General features: G+C 38.5%; 20 protein-coding genes. 17 read left to right on the top strand and 3 right to left on the bottom strand.

Features of this window, described 5'->3' with window-relative positions; genetic code table 11:
* Window positions 1-8: 8 nt before the first annotated feature.
* Window positions 9-962, top strand: coding sequence for a riboflavin biosynthesis protein RibF (gene ribF / locus BAU15_RS09570; protein WP_161842533.1), 954 nt, complete (start codon window positions 9-11; stop codon window positions 960-962).
* 135 nt (window positions 963-1,097) lie between these two features.
* A complete protein-coding gene (locus BAU15_RS09565; protein WP_161842532.1) occupies window positions 1,098-1,655 on the top strand; it encodes a sugar O-acetyltransferase in 558 nt (185 codons plus the stop codon).
* 140 nt (window positions 1,656-1,795) lie between these two features.
* On the opposite strand, the gene BAU15_RS09560 is transcribed toward BAU15_RS09565, so the two are convergent.
* Window positions 1,796-2,932 carry a glycerate kinase family protein gene (locus tag BAU15_RS09560; RefSeq protein ID WP_161842531.1) on the bottom strand — a complete coding sequence of 379 codons (1,137 nt, stop codon included), beginning with the start codon at window positions 2,930-2,932 and terminating at the stop codon, window positions 1,796-1,798.
* A 207-nt stretch (window positions 2,933-3,139) separates the two neighbouring features.
* Between BAU15_RS09560 and BAU15_RS09555 the strand changes: the two genes are divergently transcribed.
* The 11 genes from BAU15_RS09555 (at window position 3,140) to tnpA (ending at window position 13,063) form a co-directional block, all read left to right on the top strand.
* Complete coding sequence (locus BAU15_RS09555) at window positions 3,140-3,946, top strand: bifunctional hydroxymethylpyrimidine kinase/phosphomethylpyrimidine kinase (RefSeq protein WP_161842530.1); 807 nt, start codon at window positions 3,140-3,142, stop codon at window positions 3,944-3,946.
* Window positions 3,933-4,427: an ECF transporter S component gene (locus BAU15_RS09550; protein WP_161842529.1), complete on the top strand. Its 495-nt coding sequence runs from the start codon at window positions 3,933-3,935 to the stop codon at window positions 4,425-4,427. Before BAU15_RS09555 ends, BAU15_RS09550 begins: the two co-directional genes overlap by 14 nt.
* 18 nt (window positions 4,428-4,445) lie before the next feature.
* Window positions 4,446-5,000, top strand: coding sequence for a TIGR01440 family protein (locus BAU15_RS09545; RefSeq protein WP_161842528.1), 555 nt, complete (start codon window positions 4,446-4,448; stop codon window positions 4,998-5,000).
* 181 nt (window positions 5,001-5,181) lie between these two features.
* Window positions 5,182-5,328, top strand: coding sequence for a hypothetical protein (locus BAU15_RS15580; RefSeq protein WP_202622730.1), 147 nt, complete (start codon window positions 5,182-5,184; stop codon window positions 5,326-5,328).
* A 142-nt stretch (window positions 5,329-5,470) separates the two neighbouring features.
* Window positions 5,471-7,252 (top strand): 1-deoxy-D-xylulose-5-phosphate synthase, encoded by a 1,782-nt coding sequence (locus BAU15_RS09540; RefSeq protein WP_161842527.1) that lies wholly within the window; start codon window positions 5,471-5,473, stop codon window positions 7,250-7,252.
* Window positions 7,253-7,362: 110 nt separating this feature from the next.
* Entirely contained in the window at window positions 7,363-8,343 is a 981-nt protein-coding gene (locus tag BAU15_RS09535) for an aldo/keto reductase (RefSeq protein WP_161842526.1), read from the top strand.
* A gap of 58 nt (window positions 8,344-8,401) precedes the next feature.
* Window positions 8,402-8,779, top strand: coding sequence for a MerR family transcriptional regulator (locus BAU15_RS09530; RefSeq protein ID WP_161842525.1), 378 nt, complete (start codon window positions 8,402-8,404; stop codon window positions 8,777-8,779).
* 183 nt (window positions 8,780-8,962) lie between these two features.
* Entirely contained in the window at window positions 8,963-10,156 is a 1,194-nt protein-coding gene (locus BAU15_RS09525; RefSeq protein WP_161842524.1) for an ATP-binding protein, read from the top strand.
* 190 nt (window positions 10,157-10,346) lie between these two features.
* Window positions 10,347-11,258: an ABC transporter ATP-binding protein gene (locus BAU15_RS09520; protein ID WP_161842523.1), complete on the top strand. Its 912-nt coding sequence runs from the start codon at window positions 10,347-10,349 to the stop codon at window positions 11,256-11,258.
* Complete coding sequence (locus tag BAU15_RS09515) at window positions 11,258-12,352, top strand: ABC transporter permease (protein WP_161842522.1); 1,095 nt, start codon at window positions 11,258-11,260, stop codon at window positions 12,350-12,352. Before BAU15_RS09520 ends, BAU15_RS09515 begins: the two co-directional genes overlap by 1 nt.
* A 234-nt stretch (window positions 12,353-12,586) precedes the next feature.
* The gene (gene tnpA / locus BAU15_RS09510; protein ID WP_161842521.1) at window positions 12,587-13,063 is read left to right on the top strand and encodes an IS200/IS605 family transposase; all 477 of its coding nucleotides are present in this window, start codon (window positions 12,587-12,589) and stop codon (window positions 13,061-13,063) included.
* Window positions 13,064-13,589: 526 nt separating this feature from the next.
* On the opposite strand, the gene BAU15_RS09505 is transcribed toward tnpA, so the two are convergent.
* Window positions 13,590-13,985, bottom strand: coding sequence for a nuclear transport factor 2 family protein (locus BAU15_RS09505; RefSeq protein WP_161842520.1), 396 nt, complete (start codon window positions 13,983-13,985; stop codon window positions 13,590-13,592).
* Between the two features lie 408 nt (window positions 13,986-14,393).
* Window positions 14,394-15,269 (bottom strand): MurR/RpiR family transcriptional regulator, encoded by an 876-nt coding sequence (locus tag BAU15_RS09500; protein ID WP_161842519.1) that lies wholly within the window; start codon window positions 15,267-15,269, stop codon window positions 14,394-14,396.
* Between the two features lie 193 nt (window positions 15,270-15,462).
* On the opposite strand from BAU15_RS09500, the gene BAU15_RS09495 reads away from it, so the two are divergent.
* The 4 genes from BAU15_RS09495 to BAU15_RS09480 all read left to right on the top strand — a co-directional run bounded on the left by BAU15_RS09495 (window position 15,463) and on the right by BAU15_RS09480 (window position 26,063).
* On the top strand, window positions 15,463-16,842 hold the full coding sequence (locus BAU15_RS09495; RefSeq protein WP_161842518.1) for a 6-phospho-beta-glucosidase: 1,380 nt from the start codon (window positions 15,463-15,465) through the stop codon (window positions 16,840-16,842).
* 296 nt (window positions 16,843-17,138) lie between these two features.
* The gene (locus BAU15_RS09490; protein ID WP_161842517.1) at window positions 17,139-18,587 is read left to right on the top strand and encodes a helix-turn-helix domain-containing protein; all 1,449 of its coding nucleotides are present in this window, start codon (window positions 17,139-17,141) and stop codon (window positions 18,585-18,587) included.
* Window positions 18,577-18,996 carry a hypothetical protein gene (locus BAU15_RS09485; RefSeq protein WP_161842516.1) on the top strand — a complete coding sequence of 140 codons (420 nt, stop codon included), beginning with the start codon at window positions 18,577-18,579 and terminating at the stop codon, window positions 18,994-18,996. Before BAU15_RS09490 ends, BAU15_RS09485 begins: the two co-directional genes overlap by 11 nt.
* A 422-nt stretch (window positions 18,997-19,418) precedes the next feature.
* Window positions 19,419-26,063: a SpaA isopeptide-forming pilin-related protein gene (locus tag BAU15_RS09480; protein WP_161842515.1), complete on the top strand. Its 6,645-nt coding sequence runs from the start codon at window positions 19,419-19,421 to the stop codon at window positions 26,061-26,063.
* The last annotated feature ends 147 nt before the right edge of the window (window positions 26,064-26,210 follow it).

The following is a 26,210-nucleotide window of genomic DNA, read 5'->3' as shown; positions in this document are numbered from 1 at the left end:
TAGAAATCATGGAAATAATTAAAATTCGACATCCGTATAAACAAGCTGAAATTCCTGCAGAAAAAGTTGTGTTAGTGTTAGGCTTTTTTGATGGGGTGCATAGAGGGCATCAAAAAGTGATCGAAACAGGGAAAAAATTAGCAGAAAAACATCAATTAAAATTAGCCTTGATGACTTTTAATCAACATCCGTCGATTGTTTTTCAAAAAGTTATGCCAGAAAATATGCGCTATTTAACGAGTCTTGAACAAAAAGAGCGACACATGGCTGAGTTAGGCGTGGATTATTTATATGAAGTAGAGTTTACTTCTTCATTTGCTAGCTTGCCGCCACAAGATTTCGTTGATCAGTATATTGTTGACCTACACGCTGAATATGCGGTCTCAGGTTTTGATTACACGTATGGTCCTAAGGAAATTGCTGATGTAGCGCATTTACCTGAATATGCTCGTGGCCGTTTTGAAGTTGTAACGGTGGCCAAAGAGGAGGATGCTGGTCATAAAATTAGTTCGAGTCGTATTCGTGAAATGATGGAAAAGGGCAATATGGAAGAAGTAACCGATTTATTAGGTTATATTTATGAGATTGAAGGAACGGTTATTCATGGCGATGCTCGTGGCCGCTTATTAGGTTTTCCAACTGCGAATATTAAAACGAAAAGTACCGTACGTTTGCCGGCTGAAGGAGTCTACGTTTCTGAATTAAAAGTTGGCGATACTTGGTATCCAGCGATGGGCTCGATTGGTCATAATGATACATTTGGTGCGGGGCGTGAATTAACAGTCGAAGTTTTCATTTTAGATTTCCACCGCGATATCTATGGGGAACAAGTGGCAGTGCGTTGGAATCATCATTTACGTGGTCAAGTGGCTTTTGACGGAGCTGAGGGCTTGATCAAGCAATTAAAACAAGATGAACAAGATACCCGTGATTATTTTGGGCTAAAAGGTAAAGAGCAGTAACTAAGATTTACTATAACGGATTAGTAAACTGTAGGGACAGCGTGCGATACTAGATATTTATCCAGTATCGGTGTGCTGTCTCAATTTTATAACATAAAATGAAAACGATTTATTTTGTCATTAGGAGGAAATTCGATGGATACACAAGAGATATTACGAAGAATGCATAGCGGGGAAGTCTATTTTGAGAATGCTGATACAGGGAGTGAGCAAAAAAAATTCAATGAAATTCTGTATGATTTTAACCAAGTGCGGCCTTCGAATGAAGAGAAAAAGCAAGACTTGATGAAACAATTATTTGCTAGTGTTGGTGAGGGTGTCTATATCGAACAGCCCTTGCGAGCAAATTGGGGATCAAATACTTATATCGGTAATCATGTCTATGCGAATTTTAATCTGACTTTGGTAGATGATACCAAGATTGAGATTGGCGACAATGTCATGATTGGACCAAATGTGACCTTATCAGCAGGCACGCATCCATTAGATCCAGAATTACGGCTAAAAAAAGCCCAATACAATCTGCCAATAGTGATTGAAGAGAATGTCTGGCTTGGTGCAGGAGTAATCGTTCTGCCAGGAATTACGATTGGCAAAAATTCTGTTATTGGTGCTGGTAGTGTCGTGACAAAAGATATTCCAGCGAATGTTTTGGCTTTTGGCACACCCTGTATGGTTAAGAAATCTATTTGAGTGGGATAATCAAATAGCAACATTTAGGAAATTTATAATAAACCAAACAAATCAAAAAATCGGTGTGATGAACTCTTATGAGTTACTCGCACCGATTTTTTTAGGACGATCCAGTCTGAGAATATGTGCTCTTCGTTTGATTAATCTTTCTTCATAGCAGCCAGCATCTGAAACAATTGCCCACTGACTTGCTGAATATTATCTAACGTATAGTTTATTTCCATAGCTTTCTGCAGAGTAACGGGGCCAGGTTGGATAGAAAAAATTCCGTCAAATAATGAATTTTCTGGGAGACTGTCGTAGCTGCCACACAGAACAATTGTCTTAACACCGTGTTTCTTGGCAAGGCTCGCGACGCCGTAAGGGACTTTTCCAGCACTGGATTGGGCATCGAATTTCCCTTCACCTGTAATCACCCAGTCACTCTGCTTAATCTTTTCTTCAAGGTTAACTAAGTCAGCTATTAAAGGAAATCCGGCTTGCATACGGGCACCTAATAAAGCAAAGGCTCCGCCGAGACCACCAGCCGCTCCGGCACCGAGTGTTGTTCTTAAATCGAGCGCACCAAGTGAGTGTAGATTCACCGAAATTTTGCAGAGTTTATCGTCTAACCGATTTATTTGTTCTTCTGTTAGTCCTTTTTGAGGTCCAAAGATTTTTGCAGCGCCCGTTGCCCCACAATAAGGATTTTCGACATCGTTGGCAATGATTAAGTTACAATTAGCACCAATTTGATCTAGCGATTCTAATGAAATGGAACTAGCGGATAATAGTGGATTTTGCCAATTGACCGGTAATTTTTGATTTGCTGAATCTAATAGTTCAACCCCTAATCCTTGAAGCATGCCTAAGCCACCATCTGTTGTACCGCTACCGCCTAATGTGATTATTATTTGTGTGATACCATGAGCGATTATCTTAGATAGCAGAAGTCCCAATCCATAAGAGTTGGCTAAATAAGCTTGTTCCGTGCGCCCCTTTGAATAATGGAGGCCGACGACCTTAGCAGATTCTACAACAGCTGTCATCTGCCCATTTATTTTTGTTACTAAATACTCGGCATTGATCGATTCGCCAAAAGAATTGACGGTTTCGACGGATTTAATTTCTCCTTGGAAGGCAGCAGATAGAGCCTCAATCGTTCCTTCGCCACCATCCGATATGGGGACGGTAGAAATTTGATTGACATAAGGCGCGATGCCTTTTTTTATGGCTTCGGCTAGCTCGGTCGAAGTTGCGGATTCCTTAAAAGAATCGATAGCAATGGTCACATTCATCTGGAAAACCTCCTTTTTAATTCATCATAGCATTGGTTGAATTAGAGAAACAAGTGAAATAGCAAGGAAGTTCTTGTCCGCAAGTGATTTTTTGATGATGTTCCAATAAATGTAACTTTATAAAAATTGGCTGAGTAAAAAAACAACCAATTGGCTGTTTTCGTTTATACTTCTTGCTTTATAATGAAAAGCAAGGAGTGTGAGCGTATGACCAAGACTATTTTAACTATCGCTGGATCCGATACACTGGGTGGCGGCGGACTTCAGACGGATTTGAAGACATTTGAAAATCATCATGTTTTTGGCGTGACTGCCATAACTTGTCTGGCAACAGCTGACACGGCGGGATTTACAATTCATGATTTGCCGATAGCTTTATTGAACGAGCAGTTAGCGACAATTGCACAGACGATGGATGTGGCGGGAATAAAGATTGGCTTGATCCATCAAACTGAAGCGATTCCGGTTGTTGAGACATTTATAAAAAATTTTACTGGCCCGATTGTATTGGATCCAGTCTTAGCATTTAAAGAGACGACTGAGGTGTACCATCAAAATTATAAACAGGCGTTGATACGCTTATTTCCTTACGCGATGATTATTACGCCCAATTTAAAAGAGGCTGAACTACTGACGGAAATGAAGATTGAAACGGTTGCTGATATGAAGCTTGCTGCGAAGAAATTAGTCGATGAATTAGGCGCGAAGGCGGTCGTGATTAAAGGTGGCGAACGGATGAGTGGCGAGCGTGCATACGATTTATTTTATGATAAACAAAACGAGGTCCTTTTAGAAAAGACCAAATTAAATGTGCCTACCATTAATGGCGCGGGTTGTTCATTTGCTTCAGCGATTGCGGCAAATTTAGTGCAAGAAAAGACGCTGCTATCAGCTATTACTGCAGCTAAAGAGTTTGTTTTCCAATCGATTAAGCAAGGGATTCTACTGGAAAATGGTGAGGGCAATGTTTGGTTTGGCCAAAATTCAGAGGAGGTTGCCAATGAAAACACGTGACTTAACGAAAATTGCTTTGATGGTGGCGATGACCGTTTCTCTTTCTCTGTTATTTATTATTCCCGTGCCACAAACGAAAGGTTTTGTGACCTTATGTGAAGTTGGAATTTACACGTCTGCTTTATTATTTGGCCCAACTGGTGGACTTTTCGTGGGCGCTCTCAGTGGTGGCCTGATTGATTTACTTTCTGGATATCCTGAGTGGGCACTATTTTCGGTGCTGATTCATGGCATACAAGGTCTATTACTAGGTTTTATCTATCAAAAATTCCCGAACAAACAAGGCCTGATGGTTGGTTTTATACTAGCAAGTGTCTGGATGATTATAGGGTACGCTTTAGCAACTAGCTTGCTTTATACTTGGCCGGCAGGATTGGCTTCATTACCTGGTAATCTAATCCAAAATCTCTTTGGTATTTTCGTTACAGTCCCTTTATATCAAGGGTTAAAAAGAATTTTACATCTACCACAATACAAATAATAAGGAGTCTGATTTATTTTGAAAAACGAGCACTTAACCAAAGAAACTTTACAAAAAGAATTAGCAATAATCGTTACGGATGTTTTAGAAGAGGCAGTTTTAAAAGCTGGCGATGTCTTTGTATTAGGCTGTACCACCAGTGAGATTGTCGGCGGTACAATCGGTAAAAATTCCAGTCAAGAGGTGGGGCAATGGGTGATTGAAACATTGAAGTCACAGCTTGATCCATTAGGAATTTATCTTGGTGTGCAAGGTTGCGAGCATATTAATCGAGCGGTTGTGGTTGAACGGAAGTTGGCTGAAGCAAAAGACTGGGAAATTGTTTCCGTGAAACCAGCCTTACACGCAGGCGGTTCATGTTCAGTCGCGGCTTTTGAACAATTTGAAGAGCCAGTTGAGGTGGAACATATTGTGGCGCAAGCGGGGATCGATATTGGTGATACATCGATTGGCATGCATGTCAAATATGTTCAAGTACCCGTTCGTCCTTCAATTAAGGAATTGGGTGGTGCGCATGTCACAGCTCTTAGAAGTCGACCAAAATATATCGGTGGCCCAAGAGCGACTTATTAAATTGGAAATAAAATTGTTGTGTAGAAGCTTCTGTTAAAATTTAGGTTCTGCTAAAATTACTTTTAATAAAAATTTCATCTATAAAATTTGCGTCTACAAATTACGCAGGACTTTCGTTTATTTTGCTTAATTTCTATAGTAAAATTAACCTAAGAAAAGCAATTGAAAGGATGGGATTGAGATGACTGAAGAAGAGTTTTTCCGTTATTTGAAAGTCGCTTTGCAGAATCTTAATAGCACGAAAGCCCTACAATTCAATGTAGAGATGGAAGTCCGTCGCTTGATAAAATTGTATACGCCAGAGGAAATTGAGAAAAAGATTAAATAAGAACAATGATATTTAAATGGAAACATCTTCTTTAGCGATGCTATCGAAGATGTTTTTCATTATTTAACTATAAAATTCTAAAAACAGCTTGACTTAGAGTGAACTTTAAGTAGTACACTAGTAAAGTCAGAGGAGGAGTTTCATGTACTTACAAACTATTAATAAACCAGAAGATTTAAAACGATTAACTAGAAATGAACTGCACCAATTGGTGGAGGAAGTCAGAACCACTTTATTAGAAAAAATTAGTAGCCACGGGGGCCATAATGGACCAAATCTTGGTGTGGTTGAAATGACAATTGCTTTACATTATGTGTTTGAATCACCGATAGATAAACTTATTTTTGATGTGTCACATCAAACGTATATTCATAAGATGTTGACTGGCCGTGCGCATGCTTTTCTTGATGCCAATCAATATGATGAAGTTTCAGGTTATACCAATCCCAAAGAAAGTGACCATGATTTGTTTACAGTCGGACATACATCAACGTCTTTGTCTCTCGCAAATGGCGTAGCCAAAGCACGTGACATTAAAGGCGAAACGAATAATGTGGTTGCGGTGATTGGCGATGGTTCCTTATCTGGAGGACTAGCTTATGAAGGCTTGAATAACATTTCTGAATTAGGCACGAACACGATTGTGATAGTTAATGATAACGATCAGTCAATCGCAGAAAACCATGGTGGTATCTATAAAAATTTACGCTTATTACGCGAAACACAAGGCCAAGCAGAGTCGAATTTCTTTACAGCTTTAGGCTTTCAATATGAATATTTAGCGGCAGGCAATGACTTAGATGCCTTAATTGAGTTGTTTACAAAAGTCAAAGATAGCTCGTCACCGGTTGTGTTGCATATTCAAACAGTAAAAGGAAAAGGTTTTTCATTCGCTGAAGAGAATCGTGAGAAGTTTCATGCCGGAGGTCCGTTTAGCTTAGAGACAGGCGAATATTTGGCTAGAAATACAGCAACAAAAGATAGTGCTAGCAAAAAAACGTATAACCAGTTAACAACAGAACTTTTATTGGATAAAATGGCTCGGGATGAAAAAGTTGTCGCGGTTAATGCGGGAACACCGATGCTCTTATTTAATGCGGAACAACGAGAAAAAGTCGGTAAACAATTTGTTGATGTGGGAATTGCTGAAGAACAAGCGGCAACCATGACGGCAGGAATGGCTAAAAATGGCGTGAAGCCTGTCTGGGCAGTGCATTCTACCTTTATGCAGAGAAGTTATGATCAAATTTCCCATGATTTAGCTTTGAATAACTTAGCTGGGACAATTTTGGTTTATGGCGCGTCCGTATCTGCGATGAATGATGAAAGCCACTTAGGTATTTTTGATATTCCATTTTTAAGCCATATCCCAAATTTAGTTTATTTGGCACCAACTTCTAAAGAAGAATATTTGGCATTATTGGAGTGGTCTCTGGATCAGAATGCCCATCCAGTAGCGATTCGCGTGCCAGTCGGTTCAGTCGAAGAAAATCCAATAAATGAACCAATCAACGAACAGACAGTCTTTAAGAATCAACTGACTAAAAAAGGCGAACGTGTGGCGATTATTGGTGTCGGAAACTTCCATAGCTTAGCCAAAGAGGTGGCAAATCACTTAGAACAGGCTGGAAAATTGAAAGCGACAGTTATTAATCCTCGCGTGATTTCACAGCTGGATACAGAATTGTTGGAAACATTGAAGGAAACACATGAGCTTGTGGTGACGTTAGAGGATGGCATTTTATCAGGTGGCTATGGCCAAACAATCGCCAGCTACTATGGAGATTCAGATATACACGTTCAAAATTACGGGTTAGGGAAAGTCTTTTATGACCGCTATCAAGTGCAAGAGCTTTTAGCTGAAAATAGTTTAACTGTTGAACAAATTAGTGAAAACATTCTGAAGAGTTCAGCTTTGAATTAGCCACTATCTGAAAAATTAGCTCTCAATAAATTGTTTATTTTGACTTAAAGTGGACTTTAAGAGGTATAATTGGTCTTGTAGATACAGAAACGATTACGAGGAGGATTCTTATGGAATATGTAAAATTGGGTAATACTGGATTAGATGTTTCGAGAATTTGTTTAGGTGCTATGAGCTTTGGCGATCCTAAAAATTGGATTCACAAATGGGTCTTGGAAGAAGAAGACAGTCGTCCGTTAATCAAACGAGCATTAGAGTTAGGTATCAACTTTTTTGATACAGCCAATGTTTATTCATTAGGCCGGAGTGAAGAAATTTTAGGACAAGCGTTGAAGGATTACGCCAATCGAGATGAAATCGTGTTAGCTACGAAGGTGCATCAAAAAATGTTTGATGGTCCAAATGGACAAGGCCTCTCAAGAAAAGCGATTATGTCACAGATTGATCAAAGTTTGAAACGATTAAAAACTGACTATGTGGATTTATACATCATTCATCGCTGGGATTACAATACGCCGATTGAAGAAACGATGGAAGCTTTACATGATGTGGTAAAAGCCGGTAAGGCACGTCACATTGGGGCATCAGCGATGTATGCTTACCAATTTCAAAAGGCTAATAACGTAGCTGAAAAGAATGGCTGGACAAAATTTGTATCTATGCAGAATCATTTGAATCTGATTTATCGAGAAGAAGAAAGAGAAATGATTCCGTATTGCCACTCTGAAAAAATTGCTTTAACGCCGTATAGTCCAATGGCGTCAGGTCGCTTGATTAGAGATAAACAGGAAGAGACTAAGCGAAGTTCAACGGATGTTGCACAAAAAGCTAAATACGATAAAACCGCTGAACAAGATCAGTTGATTATTGATCGTGTCGCAGAGTTAGCCAATAGATATGAAACGAATCGCGTGAATATTGCTTTAGGTTGGCTCTTACAAAAAGAACAAGTCGCTGCTCCTGTAATAGGTGCAACAAAAATGAACCACATCGAAACAGCTGTGGGCGCAGTTGATTTCAAATTAACCTCAGAAGATATTGCTTATTTAGAAGAACCATACATTCCACATGCGATTGTCGGACATAGCTAGTACAAAATTTTATAGCTGAGTAGTGGGAATAATCATCAGTAAGAAGGGGTGCGCGTAAGTGAATATTTCGGAAGCGGCAAAAATATATGATATGACACCGGCGACTCTGCGTTACTACGAAAAAGAGGGCTTGATTCCACCAGTCACACGTAATAAAGCAGGGATTAGAGATTATCAAGAAGAGGATCTTAGCTGGATTGATTTCATCAAGTGCATGCGCGATTCTGGCTTATCAATCGACTCTCTCGCTAAATATTCAGCGCTCTATCAAGAGGGCGATGAAACCTTAGCTGCCAGAAAAGATATCTTAGTCGATGAATATCAAAAATTGCTGGAAAAACAAGCAATGATGGATAAAACAGTCAAAAAGTTGGAAACAAAACTTGCCATGTATGATAAACAAATCAAGCAAGTGAAAGAAGTCATGAGTGTCTGAAATTAGTTTAGGATAATAACATTGCTAAGTGATAGATAAGAGGAAATAGAACTCTTGTTTATCACTTTTTTTGTTAAATTGGAAGTTAACTTCCAATTTTTTGGAAAATACCAGAAAATTGAAGCTTGTTTAAACAAATGATGATGTATACTGAGAGAGCAAGTTCGTGATAGGAGGCACCGCATGTATCCCAGACCAGATTATCTGAATCAACTTATCCAATTTAGGGAAACTGATTTTATTAAAGTAATTACCGGCGTTAGATGGTCAGGAAAATCAGTATTGTTGCTGCTTTATAAAGAATATTTGATAAAAGCAGGCGTGCCAGAAAATCAAATCATATATATGAATTTCGAAAGTATCGATTATCAAGTAATTACAACGGAAGAGCGATTTCGTGAAGAGCTGACTAGCTTAATTCCCAAAGAATCGCAAAAATTGTATTTTTTATTTGATGAGATTCAAGTAGTTAATGGTTGGCAACGTGTAGTTAACGGATTACGAGTGAGTTTTGATAGTGATATTATCGTCACAGATTCCAACGCGAATATGCTATCGGGTGAGTTGGCAACACTTTTAAGTGGCCGTTATATAGAAATTCCTATTTATCCTTTCTCATTTAAAGAGTTTTTGGCAGCGAAAAGTATTGAGCCTCATTCTAGAAAAGTTGATCAAGCTTATCTGGAATATGAAAAATATGGTGGGTTTCCTAGCGTTGTCATCGCTGAAGAACCGATTAAAGATACTATCTTATCCGGGATTTTCGATTCGATTGTTTTGAAAGACGTTGCATTGAGAGCCCATATCAAAGATCCACTAATCTTAAAATTAATGATTACATTTTTAGCAGATAATGTGGGGCAGTTGATTAATACATCAAAGATCGTGAATACTTTGAAAAGCGAAGGAATTGAAACAACGAACCATACGGTCAATCGTTATTTGGCATTACTTGAAAATGCCTATTTATTTTATCAAACAAAACAATATGATATTCGTGGTCGAGAATATCTTAGAACCAATGGCAAATATTTTATCGCTGATACAGGTTTACGAAGAAATGCAGTCGGCAGAAGAGATGGAAATTACAGCAATCGTCTAGAAAATATAGTATATATTGAATTATTGCGCCGCGGGTATAGTGTGTCAGTGGGAAAAATGGATAGTAAAGAAATTGATTTTATTGCCCGTAAGTTAGATGAAACAATGTATGTTCAAGTGACTTATGAATTACCGGAAAACACGCACGAAACGGATAATCTACTAAATATTAAAGATAATTATAAAAAAATCGTCGTTACAGGCAGGTATCAGGAGGTTACACAGATTGCGGGAATTCCTATCGTTTACATTGTCGATTGGTTATTAGATGAATAAATAAAAATTTTCTTAGGATGCTGAAAATAGGAAAGAGGAATGATCGTTGAGCGCCATTTTCTAGCTATTTTTGTCGGATCATCAATGAAATTAGGTCTTAAGACGGAATGAAGATTGTTTTTCTAAGTGTATACTAAAGAATGTGAAAACAGAACGATAGTTTTTATAAAAAAGTACAGAGGAGACAATAATGGGAAAAACAGTATTGCAGATAAAGAATCTGTCGAAACGTGTAGGGAAGAAAACAATTGTCCAAAACATCAATTTTGATGTGTATGAAGGCGAAGTTTTTGGTCTTTTAGGGCCAAATGGTGCCGGAAAAACGACGATTATTCGTTCAATTGTGAGCTTAATTAGTCGTTCTTCAGGAACGGTCTTAATTAACGGCATGGATGTTAGTATTGATTTCAAAAAGACGATTGCTGAAGTTGGGGCAATTATCGAAAATCCAGAATTCTATATGTATATGTCGGGTCTGGAAAACTTGAAACAATTTGCGCGCATGAGTCGTAAGGATATTTCAAACGAAACGATTCAAGAAATTGTCGACAAAGTGAAATTAACGAACGCGATTAATCAAAAGGTTAAAACTTATTCATTAGGGATGCGTCAACGATTGGGTCTGGCTCAAGCACTTATTCATAAACCTTCAATTCTTATTTTAGATGAGCCGACGAATGGTCTTGACCCACAAGGGATGGCTGAGTTCCGTGATATTATTCGTGAAGTTTCTAGTCAAGGGACAGCGGTTCTAATTTCTAGCCATTTATTAGGTGAGATTCAACAAATTACCGATCGTTTTGCGATTATTGAAAAAGGTCAATTGACGCATATTGAAACCATGAGTGATGTGATGGAAGATAGTCATGGCAAATACGTGCTAAAAGTTTCTGATGTGAAGAAAGCCATCGAATTACTAGGCAGCAAAGAATTTATCGCCATCGAGTTAGACGATAACTATCTTGAAGTAGCGATTAATGAACCACAGATTCCAGAAATTATTCGATTGTTAATAGAGTCAGTCGATATCTATTCGATTGTTGCGAAAACAGGTTCATTGGAAGATCGTTTCCTTGAATTAACAGAAGGAGGAGCACTCTAATGTTGGTATTAATTAAAAATGAATTTATAAAGTTATTCAGTAAAAAGTCAAGTTGGATTTTACAAATTTTCTTAATTCTTTGTATGTTTGGTGTGGCGTTTATGACGACGAAATCCAACGAATCCATGCGTTCATATCGTTCAGAAACGAATATGCCTGCTTTTAAAGGTGGGGTTGAAGGAATCAAAACGAGTGATGGTCGTATTTTATCAGAAATGATGTACTGGGGCGAAGATGAAGAGGACGCTGATGGACCTGAATATGTTTCTCTTACCTTGGATGAGACCATCCCAGTCTTAAAAGATAATCTGGAAATGATGAAGAGTCAACCAAAGGCTTATGATAAATCAGATGTCAAAGTTGTTGAAAAACAGCTCGCTTATTATCAATCCTATAAAGATAAGGGTGAAACGCCAATCGATCCGATGAAGGGCAGTACGAATGCTCAGTTCTTCAGTAGTTTTGGCTCAATTTATTTTCTACCAACGCTGTTTGCGGTGGTGATTGCTAGTATGATTATTGCTGCAGAATTCTCTGGCGGAACGATTAAACTTCTATTGACTCGTCCGTATAGTCGTTTGCAAATTCTTTGGTCAAAATATATTGTGGCGATTTTGTATGGCTTATTGAGTAGTGTCGTGATGGCTGCTTCCGCTTTTGCCTTTTCATTTATGCTGCCACATCAATCATTGAATGCGGCAATCTCAGAGGAAATGGGCGCAAAAACAGCCTTAACTTTGGCTGGTCAGCTGTTTGCTAGTAACTTCTTACTGATGATTTTGTATATCACGATTGCTTTATTCTTCTCAGCCGTTATTCGCTCACAAGCGTTGGCTGTCGGTGTCGGCATGGGTGTCCTGTTCTCAGGTAGTATCTTAGGCTCAATCTTACCAGCCGTGATTGCGAAGTACGATTGGTTAAAATGGATTCTCTTCAATTTACTAGGCTTGAACAATCAAGTCTTGGATAGTGCCTACATGGTAGGTGGCGACCTGAGTATTCTGGCGACGGTGATTGGATTAATTATCTACATTGTCTTGATTTATGCAGCCACACTGGCTTTATTTAATAAACGCGATGTAGCTTTATCATAGGCATTAGTCAATTTATAGAATAAATTTTAGAATAAAATTAGATAACTAAAACGAGCGAATCATTTGGCCGGAAAGACTGGCTCGATTCGCTCGTTTCTTTGTATGCTATGAAAACCACCTGCTATGCAGGTGGTTCCGTAGAGCTTCCAGCGAGGTAGTAAAAAAGCCTCCTAAACTGTTAAACTATAATTGGTTTCCCGACCACTACAGCAAACAAATTAGGAGGGACCTTTCATGAAAAAGGACAAAGATAGCTTATCACATACAGTATGGAAATGTAAGTATCACATCGTATTTGCACCAAAATATAGACGTCAAATAATCTATGGGAAATATCGAGTAAGCATAGGAGAAATCATACGAGAATTATGTGAACGAAAAGGTGTAGAAATTTTAGAGGCTAACGCATGTAAAGATCATATACATATGTTAGTCAGTATTCCACCTAAACTAAGCGTTTCGCAGTTTATGGGCTACTTAAAAGGAAAAAGTAGTTTGATGATTTTTGATCGGCATGCAAATCTAAAATATAGATATGGAAATCGAAAATTTTGGTGTCGTGGATATTATGTGGATACGGTAGGAAGAAATAAGAAGCAGATAGCAGAATATATCCAAAATCAATTACGAGAAGACCACGTAGCAGATCAACTAACCTTGTTTGAAGAATATGATCCGTTTACGGGGAAAAATAATCGAGAAAAGAGATAAAGAAGCTCCTTTAAGGAGAAGTGAGTAAATGTGGTGCGGGCGGGAAACTTCTTCAGAGAGCCTTTAAGGCTGAGGCCGGTAAAAGAGGCTTTCAGCCGCAGAGCAAACCTCCAGTTCACACTGGAGGTTTTGATTTTTTGCGTAAAATAGGTCATTGATAAGTTTGTATTCGCGTTTTTTCAACCCAAATTATTAACAGATTCACAAACATTTCTTACAGGTAGTTTTATTCTTATAAGCACTAGACTTCTGAACAAAGTTATTTGCCATCCTCTCCCGTCTTTAGGTACCTTCTTAAACATCCATATAAATCCATTTAAGAGATGTTAAATACACGACAACCAAAAAAATATCACTACTCTAACACAAATGTCATATCTACGGTCGAGGATAGCCACCAGTCATCTCAGCAACTATTGATTCCTAAGTTTATAGTTGGGAGTACAAAATCATGGTTAAAAAATGTTCAAAAAAAGGAAACAAGCTTCCCTAAAAATTATATTAAAACACTAGCAACCCAAAATTGTTACTCGTACGGATAATAAACATCTGATTTTGCTTCAAATTCTTTTATCGACATAATTAGATTGTCTTCTGCTATTAATAAGGTAACACCATTAAAACAATTAGATTCTCCTTTATATTTGTAATCAAAGAACCATTCAAAAGTAGAAGTGTTTAACTCATCATCATAAGAGTGAAATAAAATCGACCATTCTCTTACTCCATTTGTCTCAGTATCATTCCAGTGTCTAAACCATTGTTCACATTCGTTTTTGTTCCTGTAACTTGCACCAAAACATTCAGTAACATGTACGTTATTATTCAAAAGAGATAGAAATAAGGACACATCTTTTTTAATCCAACTCTGAGTATATTTTACAAATAGTTCCTTATCCAGTTGCCTTTTATTAGGTGTCATTGATTCACTTCCTCCTAACACAGTTTTTTATAATTTCAAAGCTCAGTTCACTTATCTCACGAAATAGGAACATCTCGTGAGGTGCCTCTCAAACCCATTCTAAGAGATTCTGTAAAAACAGGTGACCCCTAAAAGAGAAATTGTAGACAGATAGAGCTATTCCAGCTGTGGTATTCTATCTAAACTTTCATCAGTACTAAGCTTATTAAATTTATTTAATAAGTGTTGATACATCAGTAAGGTTATATAAGTATTATATCTGAATGATTTATACTTATAAATAAAATAAGTTTTCACCCTATAAAATTGATTGTCGTTGACTTTTTTATAGTAGTATTTAACTTGAAGTATTACTTGTTTCTCACAGATTTTTATAACTAGAAAAATTAAGATTTAAGGCAATTGAAATTATTCTTCGCGCATTACGTCGACGGCGATTTTTCGTTTGTCGACTAGTTGACCGACGCGTTTGAGATGCTCTAAGTTTTTCTCGTAATTCTCTGCAAAAACGATAGAGTACAGAGCATCCAATAAGAAAATAATCGACATATTGGTTGTGAAATTACCAATCTTCGAATAGAGCTTTTCACGAGTGGTGACAGGCAAAAAACAAGTACATTCTTTGGAAAGACTATTGTCGCCAATACTTGTGATGGCAATCGTTGGGACGTTGCGTGACTTAAGGATTTGATTGATTTTTAGAATATCTTTATTTTCACCTGAATAAGAAATCAGGATCGCACAACCGTTTCTCGGCACATTATAAGCTTCGTAACGCTCTTCACCTTTTAATGAAGAAAGGACAACAGTGCGACGGATGCGATTCATCTTCAAAGCAAAGTCTTGAGCGATTAAAAGGTTCGCATTTTGTGAAAAGACCCGGATAACTTCCGCATTTAATAACAATCTTTTGGCTGCGGATAGGCTGTCATGATGTAAGAGGGAGACAATGTCATCGATCGTTGATTTTTCTAGAACAGCCAATTTATTGATAATGTTCATCGTTGAATCGGTGGGTAAGAAGGGCAGATTGGCATCAATTTTTGTAAAGTTTTTACTGAGGTATTGCCATTCTTCTAGATAGGCTTGTTTCAAATCTTTCCACCCGGCGAATTGTAGTTTTTTTGAAATCCGCACTAAAGTTGAGGATTGGGTGAAGGTTTCAGCTGCGATTTCTTGAATAGTCATGGCTTCTAATCGTTCGGGATGCTCTAATAAAAAGGCGACAGTCACACTTTCAGCTTGAGAAAATGGGTAGGTTTCTAATTGTTCTTTGATTAGCATAAGGCTCCTCTTTTCGAAAAAAAATATTTATTTTGCAAAATAATGTAAACGGATTACTAGAGTTTTAAAACTCATTTTCAATATAAATCTCTATATAGTCAGTCTTTTGTAAAACGATTTTTGAAATATAGAATAAGTCTAGTTTATCTATTTTCTTTATTTTATACTAAATTTGTAAAATATAGGAGGGAATTTGATGAAAAAAGTTAAAATAGCCACAATCGGCGGCGGCAGTAGTTATACACCAGAATTAATGGAAGGCTTTATTAAACGTTATGATGAGCTACCAATTAAAGAAATTTGGTTAGTCGACGTAGAAGAGGGCAAAGAAAAACAAGAAATCGTGGGTGCGATGGCACAGAGAATGTGGGATGCGAGTCCTTACGATGTGAAAGTTTATACAACGTTAGACCGCGAAGAAGCGTTGAAAGATGCTGACTTCGTGACTACTCAATTCCGTGTTGGTCAATTAAACGCTCGTATTAAAGATGAACGAATTCCATTTTCATATGGCATGCTAGGCCAAGAAACAAATGGTGCTGGTGGGATGTTCAAAGCATTTAGAACGGTGCCAGTTATTTTATCAGTTGTTGAAGACATGAAACGTTTGTGTCCAGATGCATGGTTAATCAACTTTGCTAACCCAAGTGGTATGGTAACAGAGGCAGTCCTACGTTATGGTAAATGGGATCGCGTGATTGGTTTATGTAATGTACCAGTGATGGCTAAAATGGGTGAATCTGAAACCTTGGGTGTACCAAAAGAAGATCTTATCTACAAATTTGCTGGATTAAATCACTTCCATTGGCACAAACTTGCTGACAAAGCGGGCCATGATATCACTGGGAAATTAATTGATAAATTATATGAAGATAACAGTGGCTTACCAAAAAATATTTTTGATATTCCATTTTACAAAGAGCAATTAGAGCAGATGAATATGATTCCTTGTGGCTACCACAGATACTATTACCGTGAGGAAGAAATGTTGAAACACGGGATTGAAGAGTATGAAAATGAAGGCACGCGTGCGCAACAGGTTAAACAAATCGAGCACGAATTATTCGAATTATACAAAGATCCAAACTTAGATTACAAACCAAAACAATTAGAAGAACGTGGTGGCGCGTATTATTCAGACGCAGCTTGTGAAACGATTGCGTCAATCTACTCAAATGCCAACACAGAAATCGTTGTTTCTACTCGAAATGATGGCGCAGTGCCAGATCTTCCAGCAGATTGTGCAGTAGAAGTAACTGCGTATATCGGTGCACAAGGGGCTAGAAATGTTGCCTTCGGACACCTACCAACTGCTGAAAAAGGTTGGTTACAAGTGATGAAAGCAATGGAATTATTAACAATCGAAGCTGCTGTAACCGGCGATTATGCGACAGCTCTTCAAGCGTTCACCATCAATCCATTAATTCAATCAGGCGATACAGCGAAACGCATTATGGATGAGTTATTCATTGCTCACAAAAAATATCTACCTCAATTTGCTGAAACAATCGAGCGTTTAGAAAAAGAAAACATTACGATTAAAGATCCAATCGCGAACGAGTTATCTAAATAAGACATTTTTCAGATAACTAAACAAAGAAACTTCAAATAGAGCTGCCAAAGCATGAGTCATCAATCAGGAAACTAAGGAGGACTCATGCTTTTTTTAATCCGAATACTAGCATCCAGAGGAACTGTCTGTCCGAATAATTTTACTGTGAATCCAATTATTTAGGAATTTTTTTTCAGATATGATTAGCTATTCTGAATAATATAATCTATAGTGGCTACAACTGATGTATTGGCAAAATTTATTTCGTAGATCAAATGGGAAACGTGTGATAAATACAGATTAAGTGAGGGATCGACTTGTTGATTGAAGAGTTTTTAGAAGAAGATGATCGGTACTTACAGTTAATTGTCAGCTGGCTTGAATTAAAAAAAGATTCCTATGTGTACATAGGTGAAATTGATGAGTTATTGGGATTGTCTCGATTTAAGGTGAAAAAGTATCTAGATATATTAGCCAACGATTTGGCAGCAGTTAGTTCGATAGCTCGCATAGAAGTAGCGGAGAATGGCCAACTCGTGACTAGTAATTTTACGAATTTATTGGTTAAGAAGGTCCGCTTGTATCTATTGAAACGGTCGATAAAATTTCGCTATTATATGGATGTGCTGTTGGGAGATATGACATTTGAATCTTTTTGTAGCGTAAATTATATTAGTCGGTCGACAATGTATGAAATCAGAAAGACGATTAATCATACATTGCAAAAAAAGAATATCAAAATTCAAAATAATCAGCTGAAAGGATCGGAGGAGGATATTCGTAATTTCACCTTCTCTTTTATTTATTCAGCGTTCAATGGACTCGAATCTCCATTTCAAAAAATAGTAGTAAAAGAGCTGGGTGAGCTGATGAGTCGTTTGGTTCTAATCTATGATTTATCTCTGTCAACTTCTGAGAAAGATCAGTTAGCAATTTTTTTGGGTATATTGTACTTACGCAGAAATCAAAAGGTATATTTTTCAGAAAAGTTAGTTGAGATAGCAAATGATTCTGAATTGTCCCTTAACAGAAACGCATTCCCTACTTTTATTAAACGTTGGACTGATCAGCGGATTCAACAAGAATATACGTATTTAAATGTATTTTTATTTTGTAAAACAGAACTGGCGATCTCTAAAACTACTCAAAAGGCGATTCAATCATTGATTGGTTTTGAACAGCTCCAAGAATTTGCGAAGCATTTTACAAAAAGAATAGTTGAAGATCGAGCGCAGGTCGACGAGGAGTTAGAAACAATTTTTTGCCAAGAAATAACCAAAATAATGGTGAAATTATTATATTTAGAAATCGATTTTGATTCATTTTACTCTACACAACAACTACTTTTTTTTAAGGAAAGTTATCCTTCTATTAATTATATGGTTGAGCGAGAAATAGCTTATTTAAAGCGAAAATTAACTTTTCCTTCTGAAAAAACGCAACGGCTTTATTATGAATTGATATTTTTGGTAATTAATAAGATGCCACTAGAAATATTGGAAAAAGAAATCTACATTTGTGTTGATTTTGCTCAAGGACGGAACTATACCGGGGTTATTTCAAAGCAAATTTTAGGGTTTAAGAATTTATCATTGAGAATTGAGTCAACTATTTCGACGAAAACGCAACTGTATGTCTCTGATGCGCCAATCGTTTCACATTCAATCGAACAGATTATCTGGAAAAATCCACCTACACCGATTGATTGGCGGGAATTTGGTGATAAGCTGATTGAAATAAAAAAGGGGAAAAAAAGTGAAGAGTAAACTTGTAAACACGATGATTTTGAGTATGTTGTTGGTTCAACAAAGTTATTATCCGAGTATCTATAGCTCGATACAGTTATTGAATCAGATGGCTGGCGATATCTCAGAAAAAATCGTTGAATCAACAATTAAGGTTCCTCAGCATAGTGCAACTATTTCCGGTGGGAGGCAAGTAGTAACTGGGGAAGATAGTTTGACAATTTATCAGCCGAATGAACAAAAACCGACGGATCAATCTCAAAAACAAGCTAAGGGAAAAAAAACATTCGCAGATATTTATCTGGATATAATGAAGCTAGAGGAAGAAACTTATCGGAGAGATAGTGGTGGGAAGATGCCGACAGTTTTTGGTTATCAGCTAAGTATTTTATCAGGAGTAATGATTCATGGTATTAAGGCGAAAGGATAAATTCTTTAATAAGTGTTGGCAATAAATTCAAGTTATGCAGTAAAAATTGATAGAGAATGATAAATAAGTTTGCCATAATCCGAACTTTTTGACGTGTTGTCGAAAAGGTTCGGATTATTTAATTTGATTTTTTGCGTAATAGATAAAGGAAAATATTATTATACATTATGGTTAGAAATCAAGTGCAAAGAAGTGGAGTTGAAGTTGAATTAGAAGGGAAAAAATATAACTGCCTATTGTTAGCTATTCTTGAGTGTACCTGTTAGTCTGACGTCGAAAAGGCGGCTGTTGGTTAAGTCTCTTGTGGATGATGCATTGTCAAAGGATTTGAAATGAAAATATCTATCATTAGATAGAGTAGGTAGGAAATCTATCTGACAGGTTCAGCAAAAACAAATGTTAATTTTTTAGGAGGAAAAGAGATGAGGAAAAAATTAGTCAACTCGTTTTATATTGTCGCTTCTCTAATCATGGTTATTAGCCAGCTAGGGATTGTCAATGTTTTCGCCGTAACAACGGATACCGTAACACCTTCCATGTCGATTAGGGCTAATGAGGCAAATGTGGGAGAAGAAGTCTCGATTGATGTAACCGCAAGTCAGGAGGAATTAAGTCAACTGGTGCTTGTTCGTGATCCTGCGATAGAGGAAGTCACTCGTGAAGTGGTGGATGCTACGCACGTTCGACTACATGTCAAAGCAACTGCAGCCGGTGAATTTGATATTTATGGGCAGTTGGCGGATCGTCAGACAAATGGGGTACATCTCTCAGTGGCCGCTGAAGCAGATACTTCCAATTTGGTTAACTCTTCAGAAGAACAGCCGATAATCAGTACAGAGAGTCAGACTGAAACTTCTCAGATAGTCGAAGAAACAGCCGTTGAAGAAACAGCTGTCGAAATACCCAATGTGGACAACTCAGCTGTCGAAGAAACAACCGCAGAGGAAATGACGACAGAGGAAACAGCCAGCTCATTAACGGCAACGACAGAAACTGAGTCAACCGAGACAGAACATTCTATTGAAACAGAACAGTCAGCTACAAAAGAAACGGCTGATTCGAAGTCTACCGATTCGACTGAGCCAGAGAAATCGATTGATACAAAAACTAAAAATCCGTTTGCTGTGGGCGATGACCCTGGCGTTATCATTACCTCGCCGGACACAATCACAACGAATCAAAATGTTGAACTAGATGTGATCTTACAAGGTTCAGCTGGTAAATTGAACGAAAATGGGACCATTCTTATCTCGATTCCTAAAGAGATTGTTCGAAATCCAAGCAGTTTGGGTGATCCAGAGAACTATACAATTGGCGGACCATTTTCACTGGGTAATCCAATCTACACAGATGATGGTAAGGGACATTATATTGTGACGATTAATTATGATGCCAGCAAAATCGATCAATCAGAAGCGTTTGGCGCGATGGTGAAAATTCATTTCCAAGCTCCTTTGATTCGTGAAGATATGCCTGACCAAACGTTTACTGCCGACATGACACAAGGTGCGGTTAGAAGTCATTCAGAAGATAGTTCGGAAATTATCAAAACGAACCATTCTACAGGAATATTCTATAAATGGTCGCCGAATAAGCGAAAAGATGTTGACGGCGTGAATTCAGCGATTATGGACGTAAATAATTCATATAAAAATGTGTTTGCGGTGTCTGTTAACTACACGCAACAAAATCTGCATAATGTGGTTGTAAAAGATGTTTTTCCAGAGGGCACAAGCTTGGCAGATTCAACAACCTATCAAGATGCATCTGGGGATAGCACAATCATTAACCATTTACGTGTATTAAAAGTCACAGCAACCGATGAAGAGGGAATTCCTAATGCGTGGGAATATGTGACGCAAGAGTTCAAGGATAAAATTAAATTAGTTGATAATGGCTTTGAAGTTGATTTCGGTGACCTAACGCCGGATGATTCTTATGAACTAGTGTACGGCCTTTCAGTAGATGAGCCGTTTGATGGAGTCAAACAAAATGCTGCAACGATGACCAGTGACGAGCACAATATGGGGGCGCATGAAAACATCACACTTGATAATGATGAATTTCAAAATGTGACCTTACTTAAAAATGTCGACCAACATGGACTAATGTCAACGGAAGGAACGTTGACGTACACATTAGATTTACATGATCGAGCTGGTATCGTGGCAAAAGGAACGAAAATTCAAGATCCATTTGCTGCGCAATTAACTGATCCTAGCAATTTCCAATTTGATCCAGCAGAAGTGACGACCCCAGTCTATGATCAAGCGACACATACCTTGAGCTATGAACTGCTTAAAGATATGCATGAAGACGATCATGTGATTGTGAAATTTGACGCGGTGATTGATCAAAATGCAGGGCTGCAGGCAGGTGACAAAATTTTAAATAAAGCTTCATTTAATTATGGTGGTACAAATATCTATAGTAATGATGTGACGACTGCTTTCAAAAATAGTGTGGCTTTAAGAAAAGTCGATAGTAAAACAGGTGAACCCTTGCAAGGGGCGGTTATTGAGATTAAAGATTCATTAGGGGCTGTTGTAGAAACGCTAACAACTGATGCAAAAGGTGCTGCGAGTGCTGGTTTATTGAAACCCGGAGAATATACAGCAGCTGAAAAAACAGCGCCGGCAGGTTATGTGCTTGATACGACACCAAAAAGCTTCAAAGTCATCAAAGGAATGAATACAGTTGTTTCCTTAAAATTTGAAGATACATTGACTCCGGGCAGCGTAGTATTAACCAAAGTCGATGATAAAACGGGCGATGCTTTACAAGGGGCCGTTTTTGAATTGCAAGACGCGGATGGCATGATCATACAGAGTGAACTCACGACAGATGCTTCCGGAAAAATCACTGTCGATGGCTTAGCGCCGGGTGACTATCAATTTACTGAAACACAGGCGCCAAAGGACTATGAGCTAGATGCAACACCTGTGATTTTCACGATTGAGAAAGGCCAAACAAAAGAGCTTGAAATCTCTATGAAGAACAAGCTCACTACGGGTGGCGTAATCTTGACAAAAACTGATGACAAGAGTGGACAAACTTTACAAGGCGCTGTCTTTGAATTACAGGACAATGCAGGGAAAGCCATTCAAAACGGATTACTAACAGATGCCTCAGGAAAAATCGCCGTCGATGGTTTAGCTCCGGGCGATTATCAATTTGTCGAAACACAAGCACCAACTGGCTACGAGTTAGAGGCAACACCCGTGACTTTTACGATAGATAAAGGGCAGACAAAAGCTGTTGAAGTTTCTATGAAGAACAAGCTCACTCCTGGTGGCGTGGTCTTGACGAAGACAGATAATACGAGTGGCGAAGTTTTACAAGGTGCTGTCTTTGAATTACAAGACAAAGCCGGAAAAGTCATTCAAAGCGGATTACTAACGGATGCCTCAGGAAAAATCGCGGTAGACGGTTTAGCGCCAGGCGATTATCAATTTGTCGAAACACAAGCGCCGACAGGCTATGATTTAGATGCGACACCCGTGACCTTTACGATTGAAAAAGGCCAAACATCGGTGGTTCAAGTAGCTATGACCAACCAACTCACTCCTGGTGGCGTAATCTTGACGAAGACAGATGATACAAGTGGCGAAGTTTTACAAGGTGCTGTCTTTGACTTACAAGACACCGATGGCAACACCCTACAAAGTGGTTTAACGACAGATGATTCTGGAAAGATTGCTGTAGATAATTTGATGCCAGGTGACTATCAATTTGTCGAAACGACCGCGCCAACTGGCTATGACTTAGATGCAACACCTGTGACTTTCACGATTGAAAAAGGACAAACTGAATCTGTTCAACTATCAATGGTGAATAAACTCACTCCTGGTGGGGTAATTTTGACGAAGATCGATGATAAAAATGGGGAAGTTTTACAAGGCGCAATCTTTGAATTACAGGATCAAGCAGGAAACGCCATCCAAAGTGATCTAACAACAGATGCTTCAGGAAAAATCGCCATTGATGGCTTAGCGCCAGGCGATTATCAATTTGTTGAAACGACGGCGCCAACCGGCTATGACTTAGACGCAACACCTGTGACCTTCACAATTGAGAAAGGTCAAACCGAAGCTGTTCAAATCTCTATGGCGAACACGCTCACTTCTGGTGGTGTCATCTTGACGAAAACAGATGCGAAGAGTGGGGAAACTTTACAAGATGCTGTATTCGACTTACAAGATCAAGCCGGAAAAGTGATCCAAAGTGGCTTAACGACAGATGTCTCTGGAAAAATCGCCGTCGATAATTTGGCGCCAGGTGATTATCAATTTGTTGAAACACAAGCACCAACGGGTTATGAATTAGATGCAACACCCGTGACCTTCACGATTGAAAAAGGTCAAACCGAAGCTGTCCAAATTGCCATGGTGAATCAGCTAACTCCTGGTGACGTGGTCTTAACGAAGACAGATAATAAAAGTGGAGAAGCTTTACAAGGTGCTGTCTTTGAATTACAAGATCAAGCCGGAAAAGCCATCCAAAGTGGCTTAATAACAGATGACGCTGGACAGATTGCTGTCGATAATTTGGCGCCAGGCGATTATCAATTTGTCGAAACACAAGCACCATCAGGCTATGAACTAGATGCAACACCAGTGACATTTACGATTGAAAAAGGTCAAACAGCTGCAGTAGAGGTTGAAATGACCAACAATTTAACTCCTGGTGGCGTAACCTTAACGAAAACAGATGCGAAGAGTGGGGAAGTTTTACAAGGCGCAGTTTTCGAATTACAAGATCAAGCAGGTAAAGCGCTCCAAAGTGGACTAATTACAGATACTTCAGGAAAACTTGCGGTTGACGGATTAATTCCAGGCGATTATCAATTTGTAGAAACACAAGCGCCAACGGGTTATGAATTAGATGCAACGCCAGTGACCTTTACGATTGAAAAAGGTCAAACTTCAGCAGTAGAGGTTGAAATGACCAACAATTTAACTCCTGGTGGCGTAATTTTGACGAAGACAGATGTGAAAAGTGGGGAAGCTTTACAAGGCGCAGTTTTCGAATTACAAGATCAAGCAGGTAAAGCGATTCAAAGTGGTTTAGTCACAGATGCAACTGGGAAACTTGCGGTTGATGGTTTAACTCCAGGCGATTATCAGTTTGTTGAAACGACCGCGCCGACTGGCTATGAATTAAATGCAACACCCGTAACATTTACGATTAAAAAAGGTCAGACAGCTGCAATAGAAGTTGAGATGACCAACAATTTAACACCGGGTGGGGCCGTGTTAAGTAAAATTGATGGAACGAGTGGGGCAGTTTTACAAGGAGCGGTCTTTGAATTACAAGATGCCAATGGAAATACGCTCCAAAGTGGCTTAACAACAGATGTCTCTGGGAAACTTGCGGTTGACGGATTAGCGCCAGGCGATTATCAATTTGTCGAAACCCAAGCACCAACGGGTTACGAGTTGGATGCAACGCCAGTGACCTTTACGATTGAAAAAGGTCAGATATCTGCAGTAGAAGTTGAAATGGTCAATCGTCTAACACCAGGTGGGGTTGTGTTAAGTAAAATTGATGGAACCAATGGCGAAGTTTTACAAGGAGCGGTCTTTGAGTTACAAGACGCCGATGGAAACAGTCTCCAAAGTGGCTTAACAACAGATGCCTCTGGGAAACTTTTCGTAGATGGTTTAACGCCAGGCGATTATCAATTTGTCGAAACACAAGCGCCAACGGGTTACGAATTGGATGCAACGCCAGTGACCTTTACGATTGAAAAAGGTCAAACAGAAGCGGTTCAAGTCTCAATGACAAATGAATTAACTCCTGGTGGCGTAATCTTGACGAAGACAGATGCTAAAAATGGGGAAGTTTTACAGGGAGCAGTCTTCGAGCTACAAGATAATGTGGGGAAAGCAATCCAAAGTGGTCTAACAACAGATGCTTCTGGAAAGCTTGCGGTAGATGGTTTAGCGCCAGGCGATTATCAATTTGTCGAAACGCAAGCACCGACTGGTTATGACTTAGATGCAACACCATTAACCTTTACAATTGAAAAAGGTCAAACAGCTGCAGTAAAAGTTGAAATGGTCAATCGTCTAACACCAGGTGGAGTCGTGTTGAGCAAAACGGATTCGAAGGATGGCACGCCTTTACAAAGCGTAGTCTTTGAGTTACAAGATAGCACAGGAAAGGTCCTTCAACGTAATCTTGTTACAGATAGCGCAGGAAAATTAGCTGTCGATAATTTGGCACCAGGCGATTATCAATTCGTCGAAACACAAGCGCCAACCGGCTATGAATTAGATGCAACACCAGTAACATTTACCATTAAAAAGGGACAGACAGAAGCCGTTCAAGTAACGATGACAAATCATAAAATAAAAGGCAGCGTGATTCTCCAAAAATATGACAAGAAAACAGGAAATGTCTTAGCTGGAGCAATCTTTGAATTACAAAACGCAGACCATAAAGTAGTGATTAGTGAGTTGAAAACAGATGAAACAGGGAAACTTGTCGTGAAAGAAATGACGCCAGGAACCTATTATTTTGTCGAAACAAAAGCACCAGCTGGTTACACTATAGATAAAACACCGATTAAATTTATTGTTGAAGAAAAAGAAGCAAATGCCACCGTTAAGATGGCTAATGAAGGCAAAAAACATGCGGTGAAAGTAATCAAAAAAGATACAGCAACCAAACAAGTTCTAAAAGGTGCTGAATTTTCATTGTTTGATAAAACAGGAAAAGTCATTCAGAAAAATATCACAACCAATGAAACAGGAACATTTGCTCTTGAAGACTTAGCTGTTGGCGATTATTATCTGAAAGAAACAACAGCGCCTAAGGGCTACAAACTAGATAAACGATCAATCTCATTTTCGATTAAAGAAGACAGTGAATTAGTTTCTTTAGACATTTATAATGCCAAAGAAAAAGATACACCACCTGTCCCAGTCGAAGATAATCCGCATTCAACTGGTAAACTACCGAAAACAGGGGAAAAACAGGAGATTGGACTAAGTAGTTTGGGCGTGTTAGTTCTTGTATTTATCGGTGGGGTTTATTACCACAAGAGACGAATCAAAAAATAATCTATTTTGTGAATAAATAGCAGCGGTAAAATTCTAAGCGGCTAAAGCATGAGTCATCAATCAGGAAACTGAGGCGTGGCTCATGCTTTTTTTATTTTCACAAACAAATTTTGCCATATTGCAGGCAGGTAAAAAAGAAGTGTGGAT

Source organism: Candidatus Enterococcus huntleyi, assembly GCF_009933175.1.
GTDB lineage: Bacteria > Bacillota > Bacilli > Lactobacillales > Enterococcaceae > Enterococcus_K > Enterococcus_K huntleyi.
Note: the sequence above shows the minus strand (reverse complement) of the source record. Positions and strands in the feature narration are given on the sequence as shown.